At 59.2% G+C, this 20,132-nt stretch carries 14 protein-coding genes and 1 tRNA gene; 3 read left to right on the plus strand and 12 right to left on the minus strand.

Annotated elements, in window-relative coordinates; genetic code table 11:
• Nucleotides 1-44 precede the first annotated feature (44 nt).
• The 5 genes from ACQZ63_RS04130 to ACQZ63_RS04150 form a co-directional block, all read right to left on the minus strand.
• On the minus strand, nucleotides 45-923 hold the full coding sequence (locus ACQZ63_RS04130) for a dienelactone hydrolase family protein (protein ID WP_065661349.1): 879 nt from the start codon (nucleotides 921-923) through the stop codon (nucleotides 45-47).
• Nucleotides 924-1,033: 110 nt separating this feature from the next.
• Nucleotides 1,034-2,062, minus strand: coding sequence for an alcohol dehydrogenase AdhP (adhP, locus tag ACQZ63_RS04135; protein WP_003515167.1), 1,029 nt, complete (start codon nucleotides 2,060-2,062; stop codon nucleotides 1,034-1,036).
• 149 nt (nucleotides 2,063-2,211) lie between these two features.
• Nucleotides 2,212-2,613 carry an MAPEG family protein gene (locus tag ACQZ63_RS04140; RefSeq protein WP_003515166.1) on the minus strand — a complete coding sequence of 134 codons (402 nt, stop codon included), beginning with the start codon at nucleotides 2,611-2,613 and terminating at the stop codon, nucleotides 2,212-2,214.
• A gap of 114 nt (nucleotides 2,614-2,727) precedes the next feature.
• Nucleotides 2,728-4,233: an IMP dehydrogenase gene (gene guaB, locus ACQZ63_RS04145; RefSeq protein WP_003515165.1), complete on the minus strand. Its 1,506-nt coding sequence runs from the start codon at nucleotides 4,231-4,233 to the stop codon at nucleotides 2,728-2,730.
• A 284-nt stretch (nucleotides 4,234-4,517) separates the two neighbouring features.
• Nucleotides 4,518-5,519 carry an MBL fold metallo-hydrolase gene (locus ACQZ63_RS04150; RefSeq protein WP_025592523.1) on the minus strand — a complete coding sequence of 334 codons (1,002 nt, stop codon included), beginning with the start codon at nucleotides 5,517-5,519 and terminating at the stop codon, nucleotides 4,518-4,520.
• 193 nt (nucleotides 5,520-5,712) lie between these two features.
• Between ACQZ63_RS04150 and ACQZ63_RS04155 the strand changes: the two genes are divergently transcribed.
• A complete protein-coding gene (locus ACQZ63_RS04155; RefSeq protein WP_003515163.1) occupies nucleotides 5,713-7,110 on the plus strand; it encodes an MDR family MFS transporter in 1,398 nt (465 codons plus the stop codon).
• On the opposite strand, the gene ACQZ63_RS04160 is transcribed toward ACQZ63_RS04155, so the two are convergent.
• The 3 genes from ACQZ63_RS04160 to ACQZ63_RS04170 all read right to left on the minus strand — a co-directional run bounded on the left by ACQZ63_RS04160 (nucleotide 7,111) and on the right by ACQZ63_RS04170 (nucleotide 9,722).
• Nucleotides 7,111-7,851, minus strand: a complete 741-nt coding sequence (locus ACQZ63_RS04160) for an RlmE family RNA methyltransferase (RefSeq protein WP_003515161.1) — start codon at nucleotides 7,849-7,851, stop codon at nucleotides 7,111-7,113. It lies immediately after the preceding gene.
• Nucleotides 7,848-9,479 carry a Ppx/GppA phosphatase family protein gene (locus ACQZ63_RS04165; RefSeq protein ID WP_162763581.1) on the minus strand — a complete coding sequence of 544 codons (1,632 nt, stop codon included), beginning with the start codon at nucleotides 9,477-9,479 and terminating at the stop codon, nucleotides 7,848-7,850. Before ACQZ63_RS04165 ends, ACQZ63_RS04160 begins: the two co-directional genes overlap by 4 nt.
• Nucleotides 9,480-9,645: 166 nt before the next feature.
• Nucleotides 9,646-9,722 (minus strand) — tRNA-His (locus ACQZ63_RS04170).
• A 361-nt stretch (nucleotides 9,723-10,083) separates the two neighbouring features.
• On the opposite strand from ACQZ63_RS04170, the gene ACQZ63_RS04175 reads away from it, so the two are divergent.
• The gene (locus tag ACQZ63_RS04175; protein ID WP_448799089.1) at nucleotides 10,084-13,830 is read left to right on the plus strand and encodes an ATP-binding protein; all 3,747 of its coding nucleotides are present in this window, start codon (nucleotides 10,084-10,086) and stop codon (nucleotides 13,828-13,830) included.
• Nucleotides 13,831-13,915: 85 nt separating this feature from the next.
• On the plus strand, nucleotides 13,916-15,574 hold the full coding sequence (locus ACQZ63_RS04180) for an ABC transporter permease (protein WP_162763582.1): 1,659 nt from the start codon (nucleotides 13,916-13,918) through the stop codon (nucleotides 15,572-15,574).
• Between the two features lie 311 nt (nucleotides 15,575-15,885).
• Here ACQZ63_RS04180 and ACQZ63_RS04185 read toward each other — a convergent pair whose 3' ends face one another.
• The 4 genes from ACQZ63_RS04185 to ACQZ63_RS04200 all read right to left on the minus strand — a co-directional run bounded on the left by ACQZ63_RS04185 (nucleotide 15,886) and on the right by ACQZ63_RS04200 (nucleotide 20,057).
• A complete protein-coding gene (locus ACQZ63_RS04185; RefSeq protein ID WP_003515157.1) occupies nucleotides 15,886-16,698 on the minus strand; it encodes an ABC transporter permease in 813 nt (270 codons plus the stop codon).
• Between the two features lie 4 nt (nucleotides 16,699-16,702).
• Nucleotides 16,703-17,611: an ABC transporter permease subunit gene (locus tag ACQZ63_RS04190; RefSeq protein ID WP_003515156.1), complete on the minus strand. Its 909-nt coding sequence runs from the start codon at nucleotides 17,609-17,611 to the stop codon at nucleotides 16,703-16,705.
• Nucleotides 17,612-17,622: 11 nt separating this feature from the next.
• Nucleotides 17,623-18,780 (minus strand): ABC transporter ATP-binding protein, encoded by a 1,158-nt coding sequence (locus tag ACQZ63_RS04195; RefSeq protein WP_013635505.1) that lies wholly within the window; start codon nucleotides 18,778-18,780, stop codon nucleotides 17,623-17,625.
• Nucleotides 18,781-18,959: 179 nt separating this feature from the next.
• Nucleotides 18,960-20,057: a polyamine ABC transporter substrate-binding protein gene (locus tag ACQZ63_RS04200; RefSeq protein ID WP_113555493.1), complete on the minus strand. Its 1,098-nt coding sequence runs from the start codon at nucleotides 20,055-20,057 to the stop codon at nucleotides 18,960-18,962.
• Nucleotides 20,058-20,132: the final 75 nt, after the last annotated feature.

Below are 20,132 nucleotides of genomic sequence, written 5' to 3' on the forward strand. Positions count from 1 at the left end.
AGCGGGATTTCAGGGGTTGTCCGCCACAGCGGACCAAAACCCCATCACGCCAGATATTTTTTGAAGAACTCCGTCGTCCGGCCCCAGGCGAGATCGGCCGCGGCCTTGTCGTATCGCGCCGAGGATGTATCGTTGTTGAAGGCGTGGTTGACGCCGTCGTAAACGAAGATTTCGAAGGTCTTGCCGTTTTCCTCCAGCGCCTTTTTATACGCGTCGATACCGGCATTGATGCGCTCATCCAGACCGGCATACTGTAACAGCAGGGGCGCCTTGATAGCAGGCACATCGGCCGCCGGCGGTTGCTGGCCGTAATAGGCAACACCGGCATTCAGGCCTGCCGATTTGGTGGCGAACCGGTTGACCAGCCCGCCGCCCCAGCAGAAACCGACCGCACCAACCTTGCCGTTCGCACCCTGCCTTGCAGCGAGCCACACCCGACCGGCTTCGGCATTGGCGACTGTTGCGTCCATATCGAGGCCGCTGAACATCTCCCGTGCCTTATCCTCGTCCGAAGGCGTGCCGCCCTGCGGCGACAGAAAATCAACCGCAAGCGCCCTGAACCCCGCAAGCGCCACGCGTCTTGCCACATCGCGGATATGGTCGTTCAGGCCCCGGTTTTCATGGATGACGATGACCGAGCCAATGGGGCCGGAAACCGATTTCGGCGTGACGAGATAGCCCTTCATCTCGCCACCGGGGGCGGGATAGGTCACCTCTTCCGCAACGATACCCGCATCATCAGGCGCGACGATTGCCGCACGGGCGCTGTTGGCCGAAAGAAGCGGCGCGATTGCGGCAGCAGCTGCGCCGGACCCGGCAAGCAGGCTGAGCTTTTCCATGAATTTGCGGCGATCGAGGCTGAGATGGGTATATTCATCGTAAGCGTCGATCATGGCCTGCGTAATCTTCGGCTTGTCGTCCATCGCTCTCTTCTCCCTGAACGCGCAGATGCACAGGGAGGATAGCGCAGATCGTCGCCCGGTGAACAAGCGGCGGCACACTTTTGCGTGAGCGCCGCCGCTGGTCATCTGTCTCAGGCGGCAAGGTCCACGACGATACGGCCGTCGATCTTGCCCTCTTCCATGCGACGGAAGATGTCGTTGATGTTTTCGAGTTTGTCCCAGGAGAAGTGAGCGGCTACCTTGCCTTCACCAGCGAAGGAAAGCGCCTCCTCCAGATCCTGCCGCGTGCCGACGATGGAGCCACGCACCGTGATGCGCTTCAGCACCGTTTCGAAAACCGGAATGGAGATGAAGCCCGGCGGCAGGCCAACAAGTGCCATCGTGCCCTTGGAGCGCAGGAAACCGTAGGCCTGCTCCATGGCTTTGGGCGAAACCGCCGTCACGAGCGCGCCGTGGACGCCGCCGGTCGCCTTCTGCACCTGTTCCACCGCATCCGGCGCCCGACCGTTGACGGTGAAATCCGCGCCCAGCTTTTTCGCAAGCTCCAGCTTGTCGTCATAAATATCGGCGGCAACGACATGCATGCCCATGGCCTTGGCATATTGCACGGCCATATGACCAAGCCCGCCAATGCCCGATATGACCACCCATTCGCCGGGCCTCACTTCGGTTTCCTTGAGACCCTTGTAGACGGTGACACCGGCGCAGAGCACGGGTGCAGCGGGGCCGAATTCCAGATTGTCGGGAAGTCGGCCAACGAATTTCGGATCGGCAAGCCCGTATTCCGCAAAGCTGCCATTGACGGAATAACCCGAGTTCTTCTGACTTGGGCAAAGAGTTTCCCAGCCGGTACGGCACGGAATGCAACATCCGCAGGCGGTATAAAGCCACGGCGTGCCGGCGCGGTCGCCTTCCTTGATGCCGGTCACGCCAGCGCCGATCTTGGCGACGTAGCCGACGCCTTCATGGCCGGGGATGAATGGTGGATTGGGTTTGACCGGCCAATCGCCCGTTGCGGCGTGCAGGTCCGTGTGGCAAATGCCGGTCGCCTTGTAATTGATGAGAATTTCACCCGGGCCGGGATCCGGTATCGCCACTTCCTCGATGGTCAGCGGTTTGCCAAATGCGCGGACAACCGCGGCCTTCATTGTTTTAGCCATGACATACTCCCTAATCTCTGCTCGCCTGAAATTGTCGACGGCGAGGCAGAGACTACCGGGGATGGGGCGTCACGGAATTGACCCATCGCAAATCGCAGCATTTTAGAGGCGCGATTGTCTCACTTATGAAGCAACCTTACGGTGCCATCTCACTCCAGCGCCAACCAGATGGCGAGCCAGCCCCAGAGGCAGACGAGAAGCGCGAAACCAATCGCGAACAATGGCGCACGATAACGCAGACGGTTGCTGGTGACGTGAACGAAGGAGTGCGCATAACGGGAAATCACGAACAGCCAGGCCAGAACGACGGTAACGATATTGTCCGCGTCGGTAATATAAAGCAGCAGGCAGACGGGGTGGAAGAGAACCGGAAGCTCGAACTGGTTGGCAATGTTTCGGTTGACCAGATAGCTTTCGCGCCCTTCCTGTCCCGTATCGCGATATCTGAGCGCGGTATCACGGTCCGTCAGCGTGTATTTTTTGCGGCGGTAAAGCAGTAGGGCGTAAAGAACGAACACGAGAAATGCATGGGCTATCATCGGCCAGAACATTGCGGTCGTTGGTGACATGCTTTCTCCTCCAATCACAATAACGCTCCCCGATCCGGCATGAATCGGGGAGCGCCAAATACTGAGACTATGTTGTTGCGGATTCGGCTCGAAAGATCAAACCGCGCCGGGGTAGTTCGGGCTTTCGCGGGTGATCGTCACGTCATGGGCGTGGCTTTCGCGCAAGCCCGCGCTGGAAATGCGCACGAACGTGGCGCGCTCCTGGAATTCCTTGATCGTGCCGCCGCCGACATAACCCATGGCAGCCTTCAGGCCACCGGCCAGCTGGTGCAGGACGCCGGAGACCGGACCCTTATAGGGAACCTGACCTTCGATACCTTCCGGAACGAGCTTCAGCGTGTCGCGCACTTCCGCCTGGAAATAACGGTCGGCGGAGCCGCGCGCCATGGCGCCAACGGAACCCATGCCGCGATAGGCCTTGAAGGAACGGCCCTGATAGAGGAACACTTCGCCCGGGCTTTCATCCGTGCCGGCCAAAAGCGAGCCGATCATGACGGCGGAGGCGCCGGCGGCAATAGCCTTCGCCAGATCGCCCGAGAACTTGATGCCGCCATCGGCGATGACAGGAATATCTGCAGCATTGGCCACTTCGACCGAGGCCATGATCGCAGCAAGCTGCGGAACGCCAACGCCGGCGACGATACGGGTGGTGCAGATGGAACCGGGGCCGATACCGACTTTGACGCCATCGGCGCCGGCATCGATCAGTGCCTTGGTGCCGTCAGCGGTCGCAACATTGCCGGCGATGATGCGAACGGAGTTCGACATCTTCTTGACCACCGAAACGGCATCGAGCACGCGCTGCGAATGGCCATGCGCGGTATCGACGACCAGAAGGTCAACACCGGCATCGATGAGGCGTTCTGCGCGCTCGATGGCATCGGCACCGACGCTGATGGCGGCAGCGGCGCGAAGACGGCCCTGCGCATCCTTGGTGGCGTTGGGGTTGAGCTGCGACTTCTCCATATCCTTGACGGTGATGAGGCCGACGCAATTGCCCTTTCCATCCACCACCAGCAGCTTTTCAATGCGGTGCTTGTGCAACAGACGGCGCGCTTCCTGCTGATCGACGCTGCTTTCCTTGACCGTAACAAGGTTTTCGCGGGTCATCAGTTCATAGATCTTCTGCTGCGGATCGGATGCGAAACGCACGTCGCGGTTTGTCAGAATGCCGACGAGACGGCCATTCTTGTGGCCGCCTGCACCGCCGTTTTCAACCACCGGAATGCCGGAAATGCCGTGCGCCTTCATCAAAGCCTGTGCTTCTGCCAGCGTGGCATCCGGGCCGATGGTGACCGGGTTGACGACCATGCCGCTCTCGAACTTCTTTACCTGCCGGACTTCTTCGGCCTGTTCGATGGGGGTAAGGTTGCGGTGGATGACGCCGATGCCGCCGGCCTGCGCCATGGCGATCGCAAGGCGGCCTTCCGTGACTGTGTCCATGGCGGAAGAGAGGATCGGCAGGTTGAGATCGATATCACGGGCAATGCGGGTGGCGATATTCGTCTGTCCCGGCATAACCTCGGAATGTCCGGGTTGCAGCAACACATCGTCAAATGTGAGAGCGTCCAAACCAGTGGGTGTTTGAATGATGCGTGCCATGACCAAATTCCTTCATAATGAAAATGCGTGGCCGTCCCGGAACGAAAAGTTCACCCCGGCGCCCTGCAAGGATTGCTTGGAAGTTGGCGAGGGCTGGTAACACGTTCATGACAGGAAGGAAATAGAAAAAACCCGGAATGACCTTCCGGGCTTATTCTGTTGCTGCGTTGCAGCAGGCGTTAAAGAGCGTCCTGTGGATCCCTGTTCCGCACGACGCGCTTTAACTGCTTGTTTTTACGCATGTCGTTATCGCAAAACCGCTTAACGCTTTTGCGCGATATGCATCAGATGTCGAACTGGTAGGACTTCGGCACGAAACGGTACCCCGTATCCAGCTTTTCCGCGTAACCGACAGCCGGGAAAGGCATGTGATAGCCGAGGAACGGCAGCCGGTCCGTGGCGATCATGTCGTAGACCTTCTTGCGGGTTGCAGCGGCGGCCGCCTTGTCCATGTCGAACTTCACTTCCCAATCCGGCTTTTGCAGCGACAGGACGAAATGGTTGGCCGTATCAGCCGTCAGGATCAGCTGCTTGCCTTCCGATTCGACACGGAAGATCATGTGGCCCGGCGAATGGCCAAACGCCGCAATGCCGGTGATGCCGGAAACCACGTCAGCGCCGTCGCCGATGAAGGTCGCCTTTTCCGCCAGCGGTTTGACGTTGGCGATGACGCCCTTCTGGCCGCCTTCGGCAGGCGTGCCAACCCGCTTCTCGTCCGTCCAGAAATCATATTCCGCCTGGCCGAAAACATAACGCGCCTTGGGGAAGGCCGGCGCGCCCTTTTCCATCAATCCGCCAATGTGGTCTCCGTGCATATGGGTCAGCACCACCACGGTCACGTCGTCAGGAGAGTAACCGGCAGCCGCCATGCCTTCGATAAGACGGCCATTACCAGCGCCACGGCCGGACTCGCCGAAACCCGTGTCGAACAGCACGAGGTCCGTGCCGGTATTTACGAGAACCGGCGAGAAGGAATTGACGAATTGCTCCTTAGGCAGAAAATTGTCTTCCAGCAGCTTGCCGACGGTTTCCGCCGACTGATCGGTGCCGAAGGTCTCGCCCGGATTGGGCGCGGCGCGCGCGCCGTCTTTCACGACAAGCACTTCGAAATTACCAAGCTTGAAGCGATTGGTTTCAGGCGGCATGGCGTGTTTAATCTCCATGGAAGTTTGCGGCTGGTTCGTCTGCGCCGTTGCGGTGCGCGCCATCAGAAGCGGCGCGCCGAGAACGCTTGCTCCCGCCACACCGATAAGGCCGCGTCTGCTCATGCTCAAGGATTGAGTCATCATTTTTCTCCCGATTCTCGCCAATGTCACTTTGCCCAACGGACAATAGAGCGAGAAAGTTGCAAGAAAACCGGCCTCACGCAGGTTTGATCGGAACTTCAGAAATTGATAATTAACGTGTTGGCAAGTCGGCCCATCAGGCGTAGGAGGAACTGCGATACCATTGTCGCAGCGGAGAGCCGCAGGCAGCCTCATGAACCGCATCATTCCCCTGATCCTGGCAGTCGCTCTCTTCATGGAGCAGATGGACTCCACCGTCATCGCCACATCGCTTCCGGCCATCGCGGCCGATCTCCACGTGGGTCCGATCACGCTCAAGCTCGCACTGACGGCCTATATGGTGTCGCTGGCGATTTTCATTCCGATCAGCGGCTGGATGGCCGACAAATACGGCGCGAAGAAAATCTTCCGTTTCGCCATCGGCGTCTTCGTCGTCGGTTCGATCTGCTGCGCAGTCTCGTCATCGGTATTCGAATTCGTCGTTTCGCGCTTCCTGCAAGGCATGGGCGGGGCTATGATGACGCCTGTCGGCCGCCTCGTCCTCCTGCGGACGACGCAACGCAGCGAGCTGGTTTCCGCCATGGCGCTTTTGACGATACCGGCGCTTGTCGGGCCTCTGACCGGCCCGCCGATCGGCGGCTTCATCACCACCTATTTTTCATGGCACTGGATTTTCCTCATCAACGTGCCCATCGGCGTCATCGGCATCTGGCTGTCGACGATCTTCCTGCCGGAAATCGAGACCACCAATCCGCCACCGATGGACGGCAAGGGTTTCGTGTTATCCGGTCTTGCAGCATCGGGCGTGGTTTTCGGCGTGTCGGTAGTCAGCCTTCCGGCACTGCCGCCCGCCATCGGCATCGCCTCGACGGTCATCGGTTTCATCTGCGGCTTTCTTTATGTGCGCCACGCGGCAAACCACCCTGCCCCCATTCTGGATTTCCGCATTTTCCGCAACCCGACATTCCGGGCGGCCACCGTTGGCGGCACCGCCTTCCGCATTTCCACGGGCGCCATTCCCTTCCTGATGCCGTTGATGTTGCAGATCGGTTTCGGGCTCAACCCGTTTCAGTCAGGCATGATCACCTTTGCCGGGGCAATCGGCGCGATCACCACGAAATTCATGGCCAAGCGGGTCTTTGCCGCAACGGGGTTCAGATCAACGCTGATCGGAGCCGGCATCGTCGGAGCCTTCACGACGCTCGCCAACAGCTTCTTCACGCCGGAAACGCCTTACCCACTTATCATGATCTGCCTGGTCACGGCGGGCTTTGCCCGTTCCTTCTTCTTTACCGGATCCAACGCGCTCAGCTATTCCGATATAGACGACAGCCAGGCAAGTCAGGCAACTTCGATGGCATCCGTGCTGCAACAGATCAGCCTTGCGCTCGGCGTGGCTTTCGCAGCCGCCATCCTGGAAGTCAGCAGCATGTTATCCGGCTCGCATCTGCAGCTCGCCGATTTCCACGTTGCCTTCACCATCGTGGCGCTCGTTTCGCTGTTTGCAATCGTGCCGATCATCCGCATGGACGCGCAAGCGGGCGCGGCCGTTTCCGGCCACCGCGGCAAGGTCTCGCAACCGGCAGAGTGATTAGTCTTCGTCCGCCTCATCCACGTGCATAACGGACTGCGTTTCGGCTGTCCGGCCCTTGAAATGCTTGGCGAGCAGGAACATTTCGACCGATTCCGAGCGCGAGGACGCCGGCTTGATATGCAGGACCTGCTTGAAGTTCTTCTTCAGCATGTCGAGCAATGCCTTTTCCGTGCCGCCCTGGAAGGTCTTGGCGAGGAAATGGCCGCCTTCCGCCAGCACCTGAACCGCGAAATCGGCCGCGACTTCGCAAAGATGCATGGTGCGGATGTGGTCCGTCTTCTGGTGGCCCGTGGTTGGTGCCGCCATGTCGGACAGTACCAGATCCGGCGTGCCGCCAACGGCCTCCATCAACTGGTCCGGTGCGGTCGGATCGAGGAAGTCGAGCTGCAGGATCTTCACGCCGGGGATGGGATCGATTTCGAGAAAATCGATAGCGGCGACGCGGATATCATCCTCCGTGGAATCGGTAACCTTAGAAGCGATCTGCGACCAGCTTCCGGGTGCCGCACCAAGGTCGATGATGCGGGTGGCGCCCTTCAGGATTTGGTGCTTGTCGTTGATTTCCAGAAGCTTGAAGGCGGCGCGGGCGCGATAGCCTTCAAGCTTTGCGCGCTGCACATAGGGGTCGTTGATATGACGTTCCAGCCAGCGGCGCGATGAGGCCTTGAGCTTGGTCTTCTTGACCTTCTGACCGATCTTTCGGCCGGTGCGATTGGTGCTTGTGGGCGCCTTGCTCATGTCAAACCTTCCGTTCTGTCCTGCCGTGCCATCTGCATGCGCCTTATCCGGTTACGCCGCCATGCGCCGTCATCCGCCATCATATCCGTCAACAGGCCTTCGCGCAGCCCGCGATCGGCCACACGCATGCGCCGCGCCGGCCAGCGACGGCGAATGGCCTCGAGGATGGCGCAGCCGGCCAGAACCAGATCGGCCCTGTCAGGACCGATGCAGGCATTGGCGGCGCGGCCGGCAAAATCCCATGCCAGAAGCTTGTCCTGCATCGCCGTCACCTCGGTATCTGAAAGCCAGAGGCCATCCACCTTGCGGCGATCGTAGCGCGGCAGGTCGAGGTGAACGCCCGCAAGCGTCGTCACCGTACCCGAGGTTCCGATCAGGTGAAAATCCTCGTGATGCGCAAGCGGCGCCAGAGGCGGGCACTGGAAGGCATCCAGCAGCCCTTCGACTTCCCGCACCATGGCGGCAAACACATCCGGCGTCACATCGCGGCCGCCATGGCGTTCCGAGAGGGTAACAACGCCGACCGGCAACGATGTCCAGTGGGTGATGTGGTTGGCGAGCCGGTTGGAACGGTTTTCGCCGACCTTGATGACCGCGATTTCCGACGATCCACCGCCTATATCGAACAGCACCACCGAACGGGCTTCACGCCCGACCAGGGAGGCGCAACCCGAAACGGCGAGACGCGCTTCCGTCTCGCGGCTGATGATCTCAAGCTTGAGCCCGGTTTCCCGGGTAACCCGCTCCAGAAACTCCTCGCCATTGGTTGCTGCCCGGCAAGCTTCGGTGGCGATGAGGCGCATACGCCTGATCGGGCGTCCAGCAAGTTTCGAGGAGCAGACCTTGAGAGCCTCCACCGCGCGATCCATGGCATCGTCTGAAAGACGGCCGGTCGATACCAGCCCCTCGCCCAGCCGGACGATGCGCGAAAAGGCATCGACGACCCGGAACTGGCCGGGCCGTGTCGGCTGCGCGATCAGCAGTCGGCAATTATTGGTTCCGAGATCGAGCGCCGCATACATGTCCGTTGCGAATTCGGAGCCATGCTCGTGATGGCGGGCGCCGTGACGGGCGGACATTTCGGATTGTTGCCGGTGCGGTTCCTGAGCCGTCCCATTGGCGCGACCGTTCTGCTTACCGACATGTCGGGGCGCATGGGAGGGAACCAGCGGGCGACCCTGCGGATCGCGGCTGCGCGGATCACGGTGAGCCCGCTTGCGGTTACGCGACTTGCGACCACCGGCAGGCGGCACGGAGGATGGATTGGTGGCATCCGTTGCGACGACAGCCTCTGGCTGTTCACTGGCAGCAGGCGGCGTCTGATGGGAGGTGCCTTTGCCACGGGAACGCCGACGCCGCTTTCTTTTGCGCGGTTCGGCATCCGGCTCGAGAGCCGATACATAGGGGGAACCGGCCGGAACATCCGCGGCAACATCATGCAACAGCACAGCAACGTCACGGGGTTTACCGTCACGCCTGTTTTTCTTGCCACGACGGGATCGCTTCGCTTTCCCTTTGTTTGCCACCGACGCCCCTTGTTCCGACGGCTTTGGGCCGTTTCCGGGGTCGATCACTGTCTTGTCCATTTCGCCGCGCACAAGCGTAGACGCTATGCTGCTGGCTTTCATAAGGTTTCGTTGGGCGGACAATACCAGCGCAAGAGATTTTAGCCAAATGGTTTTTGGAAGGGAGGAAACCGCACAGTCGACGCGCAGCAAAGACATGCGTTTGCGATAACCCAAATCGGGTTTGAAATCGCTGCAATGATTTTCAGGAATTTTAGGAAATTGGAGATGGTACGGTTGGGGGGTCTCGAACCTCCGACCTCAGGTGCCACAAACCTGCGCTCTAACCAACTGAGCTACAACCGCACATCAAACGCCGAACCGGCGCCACGGGGGGTGACATAAAAGGTGTTTTCGCTATTTGCAAGTCCTTCAGCGAATTTTGCGAAAAAAGGCTTGGAAAGGCAAGCCGTTTTCATGGCGCCAGAGCTGGCAACAGTCGATAGCCGGGTATACCGCTTGCAATCTGGAACGGGGCCAGAACGGGTCTCGCCGGGCCTGTTCATGTTAACTCTATTTGGCGATTCATTCAGGCGGCGGTGGACCGCGCCGCCCTGTGAAGTTATTTAAAATTCTGTTAACGTGGTGCCTCAGCGGGTTTACGTTTCAGCTTCATGAGGAAGCCGAAAGCCTCGCAAGGTCCGGTAGTGCCAGAATAGGTTTCGACATGCCCGCCGTCCAGTATCCCTTTATCGATATCGCAGTGCATGAACGGGTGCGCGAAGGTTTCGGGCGCGGCGAGGCGATGGCTTTGTTCTCGCTCGATCTTCAGAGCGCGCTCTGGGCCAATGGGCGCGGTGCAGCGCTGTTCGGCACGCCGATGGTCTATGATTTTCTGGAACAGGGGCCCAAACGGCAGGACGTGACCTTCCGGCAGCTGGCCGCGACGGCGGCGCGTCTTTCGAAGACCGGCGACAGCCTGTCGTTTACCATTCGTATCAATGCGGGCTTCCGCAGCCTTGCCGTTACCGCCAAGGCGGAAATCATCGAGGCCGAACCGGGCCAGCCTGCTATTCTGTTTTCCGCCCTCACCGATCAGACCGCACCTGACACGGCGGAATGCGCAAGGCGCATGATTGAAGGCTTTGACGATCCCGATATCCATATCGCTGTCATCAATGGCGATAACGAGGTCGTTGCCGCTTCGGCCAAGTTTGCGTCGCTCGGCATCACGCCGCATACGGCAAAGACGCTGGTTAGGATGGCCGCAGGTCAGGCTGGCCACCTCGTCAAACGGCCCGTGCCGACCGGCAAGGGTTACATGCCCGCCGCCGCCGGCCAGATCACGACATCGCCAGAACTCAATCTGTTGTTCGTGGTCGAAACCGCGCTCGGGACACTCGATCCCGTTAACGGCTTTGCCGAAGACAAGCCGCAAGAAGCACCGGCCGCCGCCCAACCGGCTTTGCCGGTTGCCGAGACCGCGCCTGTTGCCGCAACGGCCGCCTCGTTCGATTCCGTGCTCGACGCCGTCGCCGGGATAGAAGATGTGGAGGACGTGCCGGAACTGCCTTCCGACGTCGAAGACGAAGTGACGGTGGAACAGGATGAGGAAACCGTCCTGCCATTGCTTGCAGCAGAAGAAGAAACGGATGCTCCGGCGGATGTCCCGCTGGAGGATGCCGATACGGCTGCGAATGCGGCTATGACGGACGATATTGCCGATCTCTTCGAACTGGATGCGGATGAGGCAGAGGTTCCGGCAGCTGGTCAGGCTTCCAGCGAAGACCATACCGAACAGGCCCCGGACGTGGAGCGCGCAGAGGCGGAAGATGAGGTCGCTGAAACAATAGCGGCGCAGGACGCTGCACCCGTTGAAGAGGATCTCCCGGCGGTCGTGGAACCGACCGACGAACCCCGGCCTTTTGTCTTCAACGCCGGTGCGCGTGCATCCCGTTTCGTCTGGAAAATCGATGCCGAGGGCCGCTTCAGCTCGATCTCGCACGAATTTGCGGAGGCTGTGGGCGCGAAGGCGGCAGCTGTCGAAGGCATGAGTTTTGCCGATGTGGCGGCACTGTTCAATCTCGATCCGGAAGGCAAGATTCGCGAGCTTCTCGGCCGCCGTGATACCTGGTCTGGCAAGACGATCTATTGGCCGGTTGAAGGCACGTCTCTCATGGTGCCGATCGATCTCGCCGCCCTTCCCACCTATACGCGCTCGCGCGAATTTGACGGTTTCCGTGGTTTCGGCATCGTGCGGCTGGCCGATGCCGCAGAGGATCCGCACGCTACCGGCCTCACCTTCCTGCACGGCGAAGACACCCTTCAAACTGAGGTTTTGCCGCAGCCGGCTGCCGAGGATGAAGACGAGGAATTGCTGGCTTTTCTCGATGAGCTCGATGAGGAAACCCCGGCCGCTGAAGATGCGCCAGCCGAGATTTCGGACGAAGAGCGGCCCCACGATTACAGCCCGCCGGAATTCGAAGTGCCGGCCTTGGAAATCGTACCGACCCCGAAACCAGAGCCGGAGCCAACCTACTCCGACAAGGTCGTCCATCTGGAAGAGCGCCGCTGGCGCTCCCGCGAGGGCCTGACCGCAGGCGAGCAGGCCGCCTTCCGCGAAATCGGCCGGACGCTGGCACCCGTAGATGCCGTTTCAGACGAAGGCCCGAAGGCGGAAGAAGACGCTCCTTCTACCGATCCCGATGCACAGCATATCCAAGACGATATCGACGCGGTAACGCAGGTGGACCTGCCGCCCGTGCTGGAAGAAGACGTTAATGTCGCAGAACCGGCTGAGGAAGACGATCTCTTCGCGGACTATGTTCGCGGCGAACGTCCTGCGGCCACTAACAAGCCTGCCGATGAAATCCAGATCGAAGAAAAGACAGTCGCCTTCACCGAGGTGGTACCGGCGGCCGATATCGCCGCTGCGATGGTTAGCCCACCGCTGCGCCCCGCCGATGCGCTGAGCGCCGAAACGCTGGACCAGATGCCCGTGGCACTGCTGGTGCATGCCGGTGACAGGCTGATCCATGCCAATCCGGATTTCCTGCGGCTGACGGGCTACGGCTCTCTTGATGAATTGGACGAGGTCGGTGGACTGGAAGCCCTGCTGCAACGGCAGGAGCTTGAGGATATGCCTGATAACGAAGGCGGCATGGTCGTCGTCAGCGCCGAAAATGACATCATTCCGGTCAAGGCACGGCTGCAGTCCATCCGCTGGGAAGACACCAAGGCGCTGATGCTGTCGCTGGTTCCGCTGGAAGAAAAGCAGGCACCGGTTACGGCAGCCAACGAGAATACGTCAGCGGCCGAAACCGCGAATGCCGACACAGGCAGCGTTTCCGTATTGCAGGGCGAAGTCGAAGAACTGCATTCCATTCTGGAAACGGCAACGGATGGCGTGGTGCTTTTGGGAGACGACGGCGAAATCCGTTCGCTCAATCGCTCCGCCAGTGCGTTATTCAACTACGACAATGGCGAAATCGCAGGAAAGCCCTTCGTTACCCTGTTTGCGCATGAGAGCCAGCGCGCGGTGCTGGACTATCTTTCCGGCCTTGCCAATAACGGTGTCGCCAGCGTGCTGAACGATGGCCGCGAGGTGATTGGCCGCGAGGCATCCGGCGGTTTTCTGCCGCTGTTCATGACGATCGGGCGGCTCAAATCCTCGCACGGCTATTGCGTGGTCATCCGTGACATCACCCAGTGGAAGCGCACGGAAGAAGAGTTACGCAACGCCAAGCGCGCGGCGGAAACCGCCAATGCGCACAAGACCGATTTTCTTGCGCGTGTCAGCCACGAAATCCGCACGCCTCTCAACGCCATCATCGGCTTTGCGGACATGATGGCGACCGAGCGTTTCGGGCCGATCGGTCATCCGCGTTATGTGGAATATTCCAATGATATCGGACGTTCGGGCCGGCATGTGCTCGATATCGTCAACGACCTCCTGGACATCTCCAAGATCGAAGCCGGGCAGATGGATGTCGATTTCATCGCGGTTCCGCTGAACGAGACGGTGGCCGAGGCGGTCTCGCTGGTGCAACCGCAGGCCAACAATCAGCGTGTCATCATCCGCACGGCGCTTTCGCAATCCGTTCCACAGATCGTTGCCGACCTGCGCTCTATCAAGCAGATCGTGCTCAACATCCTGTCGAACGCCATCCGCTTCACGCCATCAGGCGGCCAGATCGTGGTTTCCACCGCCTATGAGGCCAATGGCAGCGTCGCGCTGCGTATCCGCGACACCGGCATCGGCATGACCCGGGCTGAGCTGGAACAGGCCATGAAGCCGTTCCGGCAGGTGGCGTCATCGGGCAAGCGCGTGCGCGGCGATGGCACCGGGCTCGGCCTTCCCTTGACCAAGGCGATGGTGGACGCCAACCGTGCGAACTTCTCCATCACCTCGACACCGAACGAGGGAACGCTGGTGGAAATTACCTTTCCGTCGCAGCGGGTTCTTGCCAACTGAGGCCATGCGGGCGTAGCAATGCGGAAACCGCCGGCTAAACGGACAGCCGGTTGAGGCTTTCGCAGGACATCAGGCTGGCATTTCCATGACGGTTTCCATTCCGGCAACAAGACGCGTTTCATTGTTGCCCATCACGGCGATCATCGTTGCAGCCATCGCCGCCATGCCTGTTCTGGCGGTCTTCTGGCTGGCGCTGACCGGCAGCACGGAAGGATGGCAACACCTTCTAGCCAATGTTCTGCCGCGCGCCGGGTTGCGCACCTTCCTGCTGCTGGCGATGACGGCCGCAACGACGGCATTGTTCGGCATTGTCTGCGCCTGGCTCGTCACCACATTCGAATTCCCTTTGCGGCGGGTATTATCGGCGGCACTTGTCCTGCCGCTCGCCATCCCCTCGTATCTGGCAGCCTATGCTTTCGGCGAGTTCCTCGATTTCACCGGCCCGGTACAAAGCGCCCTTCGCGCCGCCTTCGGCTATCACAGCATCCGCGACTACTGGTTTCCGGACGTACGCTCGCTTGGCGGCGCCGTGGTGGTTCTGAGTTCGGTGCTTTACCCTTATGTCTATCTCTCGGCCCGCGCCGCCTTTTCCATGCAGGGACGGTTTGCGGCCGAAGCTGCGCGGACACTTGGTGCGAAACCGCTTGGCGTATTCTTTTCCGTTCAATTGCCGATGGCGCGGCCGGCGATCGCTATCGGTCTTTCGCTGGTTCTGATGGAAACGCTGAACGATATTGGCGCTGTCGAATATCTCGGTGTCCAGACGCTGACTTTCACGATTTACGAGACCTGGCTCAATCGCGGCAATCTTGCCAATGCGACACAGATCGCCGCCGTCATTCTGCTCATCGTTGGTGCGTTGATCTTCATCGAACGCAATGCCCGCGAAAAACAGCGCTTTGCCGCTCCAAAAGCCACGACCATGGCGCAACGCCACCGGTTGAAAAGCCTTCGCGGCTGGCGGCGCTGGTCTGCAAGCCTCTTCTGCATCGTTCCCGTGGCGAGTGGTTTCCTCATTCCCGTCATCGTTCTTGGCGGTTACGCCGCAAAAAGGCTGGATGCGCTGTTTGCGCCGAAGCTGCTGAAAGCACTCGGTCACAGTCTCGAGGTCTCGCTTTCCGCCGCCTTCGTCACCCTGATTGCGGCTTTCGTATTTTCCTATGCCATCCGCACCGAGCGCTCGCGCACGTCAAAGGTGGCCGCGCGACTTGGCTCCATGGGATATGGCGTGCCGGGAACGGTGCTCGCCATCGGCGTGCTCATTCCCCTGGCCGGTCTCGACAATCACGTCGACGGGTTTGTCCGCTCCCACTTCGGATTTTCGAGCGGCCTGCTGCTGTCAGGCACTGCCTTTGCCATCATCTACGCCCATTCGGTGCGCTTCATGACCATGGCGGAGGGAACGCTTGATGCCGGGTTCCAGAAGCTCTCGCCGCATATTGACATGGCCTCGCGAACGCTTGGGCGCAACCGGTTGCAGACACTGTTCAAGGTGCTGTTGCCGAATATGCGGCCTGCGGCGCTGACAGCCTTTCTTTTGGTACTGATCGAATCCATGAAGGAGCTGCCGGCGACGATCCTGCTGCGGCCCTTGGGCTTCAACACGCTCGCCACGCTGGTCTATGAAGACGCGTCCCGCTCAAGGGTGCAGGATGCCGCCGTGCCGGCGATCATCATCATCATTGCCGGGCTTATCCCCGTGCTTCTCGTGTCGAAATCGATGGATCATCCGGAAAACCGCTGAAGGCAACCCGCATGGCGACAAAAAGAAAGGCGGCCTCTCGGCCGCCTGTATTAGTTGTGCTTTTTTAACGAGAGAAAGGGGGACAACCTCGCCATATGGAAATTATCAATCCCGGCTATCTAAAGTTTGACAGCCCTGCGTTGGGATTTACTTTCCGCCAACTCCTATTAACAAGCGGTTAAAACCAAAATCGATCAATTACCGACGATAATTCCTATTTTGAGACCGTAAAAGTCAAAAACTAAATTACAGGTTTCTAATTTTATCGACGCCTCAACAGTAACGCGTAGAAATCGGAGAGGAATATTCGATCAGTTGCGCGCGGCTGCGTGTTCGTCCTTCATCCGCTGGAGTTCCGTGCGTTTGGAGGCGATGGAAGCGACAATCACGCCGATTGTGACAAGCCCGATAAGGATCGTGCAGATGGCGTTGATCTCAGGTGTGACACCGAGACGAACCTGCGAATAAATCTTGATCGGCAGCGTCGTCGCACCTGGACCAGTGGCGAAACTTGCGATCACGAGATCATCGAGCGACAGCGTAAACGCCAGCATCCAGCCGGCGATGACGGCCGGGAAGATCAGCGGCAGGGTAATTTTGAAGAAGGTCTTGACCGGCGGGCAACCGAGATCGAGCGCTGCTTCCTCGAGGCTGCGATCAAAGGTCAACAGACGCGACTGCACGACGATTGCCACATAACACATGGTGAAGGTGGTGTGGGCGATGACTACCGTCCAGAAGCCGCGATCCACCCCAACAGCCACGAACAGCAAAAGCAGCGACAGACCGGTAATGACCTCCGGCATGACGAGCGGCGCATAGATCATGCCCGAAAACAGCACGCGTCCCGGAAAGCGCGCAAAGCGCGTCAGAGACAGCGCCGCCAGCGTTCCGAGGATGGTGCCGATGGTGGCGCTCAAAATACCGACACGAAGCGTCACCCAGGCTGCATCCATCAGCCCCTGGTTCGACCACATGGACTTGTACCATTGCAGCGAAAATCCGCCCCAGACGGTGACCAGCTTAGAGGCATTGAAGGAATAAACGATCAGGATGATGATCGGGATATAGAGAAAGGCAAAACCGAGGGTCAGGACGGTGATGTCGAATTTTCCGCGTTTCATGGCCTCACCCGACTTTCTTCTGCTGGTTCTGGAAGATGGCGATGGGCACCACCAGCAACAGTAGAAGCAGCACCGCAACGGCGGATGCCAGGGGCCAGTCGCGGTTGCCGAAGAATTCCGTCCAGAGCGTCTTGCCGATCATCAGCGTCTGCGCACCGCCAAGCAGATCGGGAATGACGAATTCGCCGGTTATCGGGATGAAACAGATCATCGACCCGGCCACCACGCCCGGAAGCGACAGCGGGAAGGTAATCTTCCAGAAGGCTTTCCAGGGCGGGCAACCCAGATCGGCCGCCGCTTCCAGAAGCGTATTGTCGAATTTTTCCAGCGCCGAATAAAGCGGCAGCACCATGAACGGCAGATAGGAATAGACGATGCCGATGAAGATCGCCGTCTCGGTGCGGAAGATATTGACCTGCTGGTCCGGCCCCAGAAAACCGAGCCATTGGAACAGCACCGTCAGCAGACCTTCGGGCTTCAGAATACCAATCCAGGCGTAAACGCGGATCAGGAACGAGGTCCAGAACGGCAGGATGACCAGCATCACCAGCGTGGGGCGGATGGATGACGGCGAACGCGCCATGGCAAGAGCCATGGGATAACCGATCAGCAACAGCAGGAAGGTGGAGATGAATGCGATGCGCAGCGACGAGAGATAGGCGTCGATGTAGAGCGGGTCTTCCGTCAGAAACAGGTAGTTTTCGAAATCCAGCTGCGAGAAGAATGCGCCAAGCTTCGAAAACCCTTCGAAGACTGGCGTATAGGGCGGCATGGATATCGCCGTATCCGAAAGCGATATTTTGAAAATGATAAAAAAGGGCGCTGCGAAAAACAGCATCAGCCAGAAATAGGGAACGGCGACGACCAGCCATCGCCAGGGACTTTGCCGGTTTTCAGGAGTGGTGATCGCCATAAAAGCCTCCCTCAGTGCGTTAGCACAAGACCGGAATCCTGTTTCCAGTTCAACCACACCATATCGCCGAAGGTGATCGGGCGATCCACGAGACGCGAGACATTCGCCTGCGCTGCACGGATGACACGGCCATCGGCAAGCTTGACGATGAACACCGAGAAGTCACCGAGATAGCCGATATCCCAGACTTCGCCATAAGCGGAATTGACGGCGCTGTCGGTGGGTTGATCGAGCGAGATGCGGACCTTTTCCGGGCGGATGGCGAAAGCCACCCGGCTTCCGGTGACAGCGGCACATTCCTGCTCCACGGCAACTGTCAGCCCGTCGCAATCGAGTGTCACCAGTCCCGGCTTGCCGATATCGGACGCGTTAGTGACGACGTTGGCGTCGAAAATATTGATGTCGCCGATGAAATCCGCCACGTAACGGCTGTTCGGCGCCTCGTAGATCTCGGCAGGCGTTGCCACCTGCACCACAATGCCCTTGTCCATGACCGCGATCCGGTCCGACACCGTCATTGCCTCTTCCTGGTCATGGGTGACGATCAGGAAGGTGAGGCCGAGATTGGTCTGGATGTCCATCAGCTCGAATTGGGTTTCCTCGCGCAGCTTCTTGTCGAGTGCACCGAGCGGTTCATCCAGCAAAAGCACCTTCGGCCGCTTGGCAAGCGAGCGGGCAAGCGCCACGCGCTGCCGCTGGCCGCCCGAAAGCTGGCTCGGCTTGCGCTTGGCAAACTCGCTGAGCTTGACGAGCCGCAGCATTTCCTCGACCCGCGAGGATATTTCTGCCTTGGGCAGACCGTCCTGCTCCAGACCGAAGGCAATGTTCTTCTCCACCGACATATGCGGGAAAAGGGCGTAGGACTGAAACATCATATTGGTCGGGCGCTTGTAGGGCGGCACGCCGGAAATATCCTTGCCCTGAAGGAGAATACGCCCATTGGTCGGTTCCTCGAAACCGGCCAGCATGCGCATCAGCGTGGTCTTGCCGCAGCCGGAAGGACCGAGCAGCGAAAAGAACTCCCGTTCGTAAATATCGAGCGTCAGATTATCGACGGCGACGAAATCGCCAAACCGCTTGGTGACGTTTTCAAACCGGATGAAGGGAACCGCATCGGGATTGTCCCAAGGGCTAAATTTGCGTTTGACCGGCCCCAGAGTTTTCGCCATTCACCCTACCCTCAAATCCCGTTGATTTTGTAGATTTGAGCATCGGATTTCCCGAAAACCGCGTCACACTTTTCGGTCCGATGCCATGAGGCGGGCAGCGCCGGCAGGTTGCGTGACCTGCCGGCAAGGTATCAGAGAAACAGGCCCGCCGGCCGTTTCTCAACCAGCGCGCGGAGCTATCAGCTACCGGTCTTTATCTGCGTCCAGACACGGTTCAAGACGCGCTGTTCCTTCGGTCCGTAGGGTGAGATGGTGAAGAGCTTCTTCATCGTCTCGGCATTGGGGTAGACCGCCGGGTTCTTGGCAACCGACGGATCCATCAGCGCCTGCGAGGCAAGGTTGCCGTTCGCATACTGAACATAGTTGGACGCCTTGGCGATGACTTCCGGGCGCATCAGGTAATTTATGAAAGTGTGAGCTTCCTCGACATTCTTGGCATCCGCCGGGATGGCAAGGTTGTCGAACCACATATAGGTGCCTTCCTTCGGGATGACGTAGTTCACCTCGACGCCGTTCTTGGCTTCTTCGGCACGCTTTTTCGCCTGAAGAATGTCACCCGACCAGCCGATCGTGATGCAGCTGTCGCCATTTGCCAGCTCGTCGATATAGGCGGAGGAGTTGAAGGTCTTCACAAAGGGACGGATCTTCGAATAGACGGCACCGCCCGCTTCCAGATCGGCCGTTTCCTTGCTGTCCGGGTTCTTGCCGAGGTAATTCATCGCGATGGCGAAGGTCTCGTCCGATGCATCGAGAATATTGATGCCACAGGATTTCAGCTTTTCGGCATTTTCCGGCTTGAAGAGAATATCCCAGCTGTCGACCGGAACATCACCGAGAGCCGCCTTCACCTTGGCGACGTTATAGCCGATACCTGTTGTGCCCCACATGTAGTTCACGGCATACTCGTTACCGGGGTCGTATTTCGCCAGACGCTCGGAGACATCCGGCCACATGTTCTTCAGATTCGGCAACTTGGACTTGTCGAGTTTCTGGAAAACACCGGCATTGATCTGGCGGGCAAGGAAGGGGCCAGTCGGCACCACCACGTCGTAGCCGGAGCTGCCGGCCAGAAGCTTCGTTTCCACGAGTTCGTTGCTGTCGAATACATCGTAAACGACCTTGATGCCGGTTTCCTTGTTGAAATCGGTAAGGATCGATTCGTCGATATAATCCGACCAGTTAAAGACGTGAACGACCTTCTCCTGGGCCATTGCCGAGCCTGCAGCAACGAGCGCCGTCGTGAGAGCCAAAGTGAAACGGAGCGAACGGTTTTTCATGATTTCTCCTGTTAACGCATCCTCGTGACGGAAGCGTGATCCCCTTTTTTAGTGAGACTAGAAAGGAAAACAAAA

Source organism: Agrobacterium sp. CG160-95, from assembly GCF_053521725.1.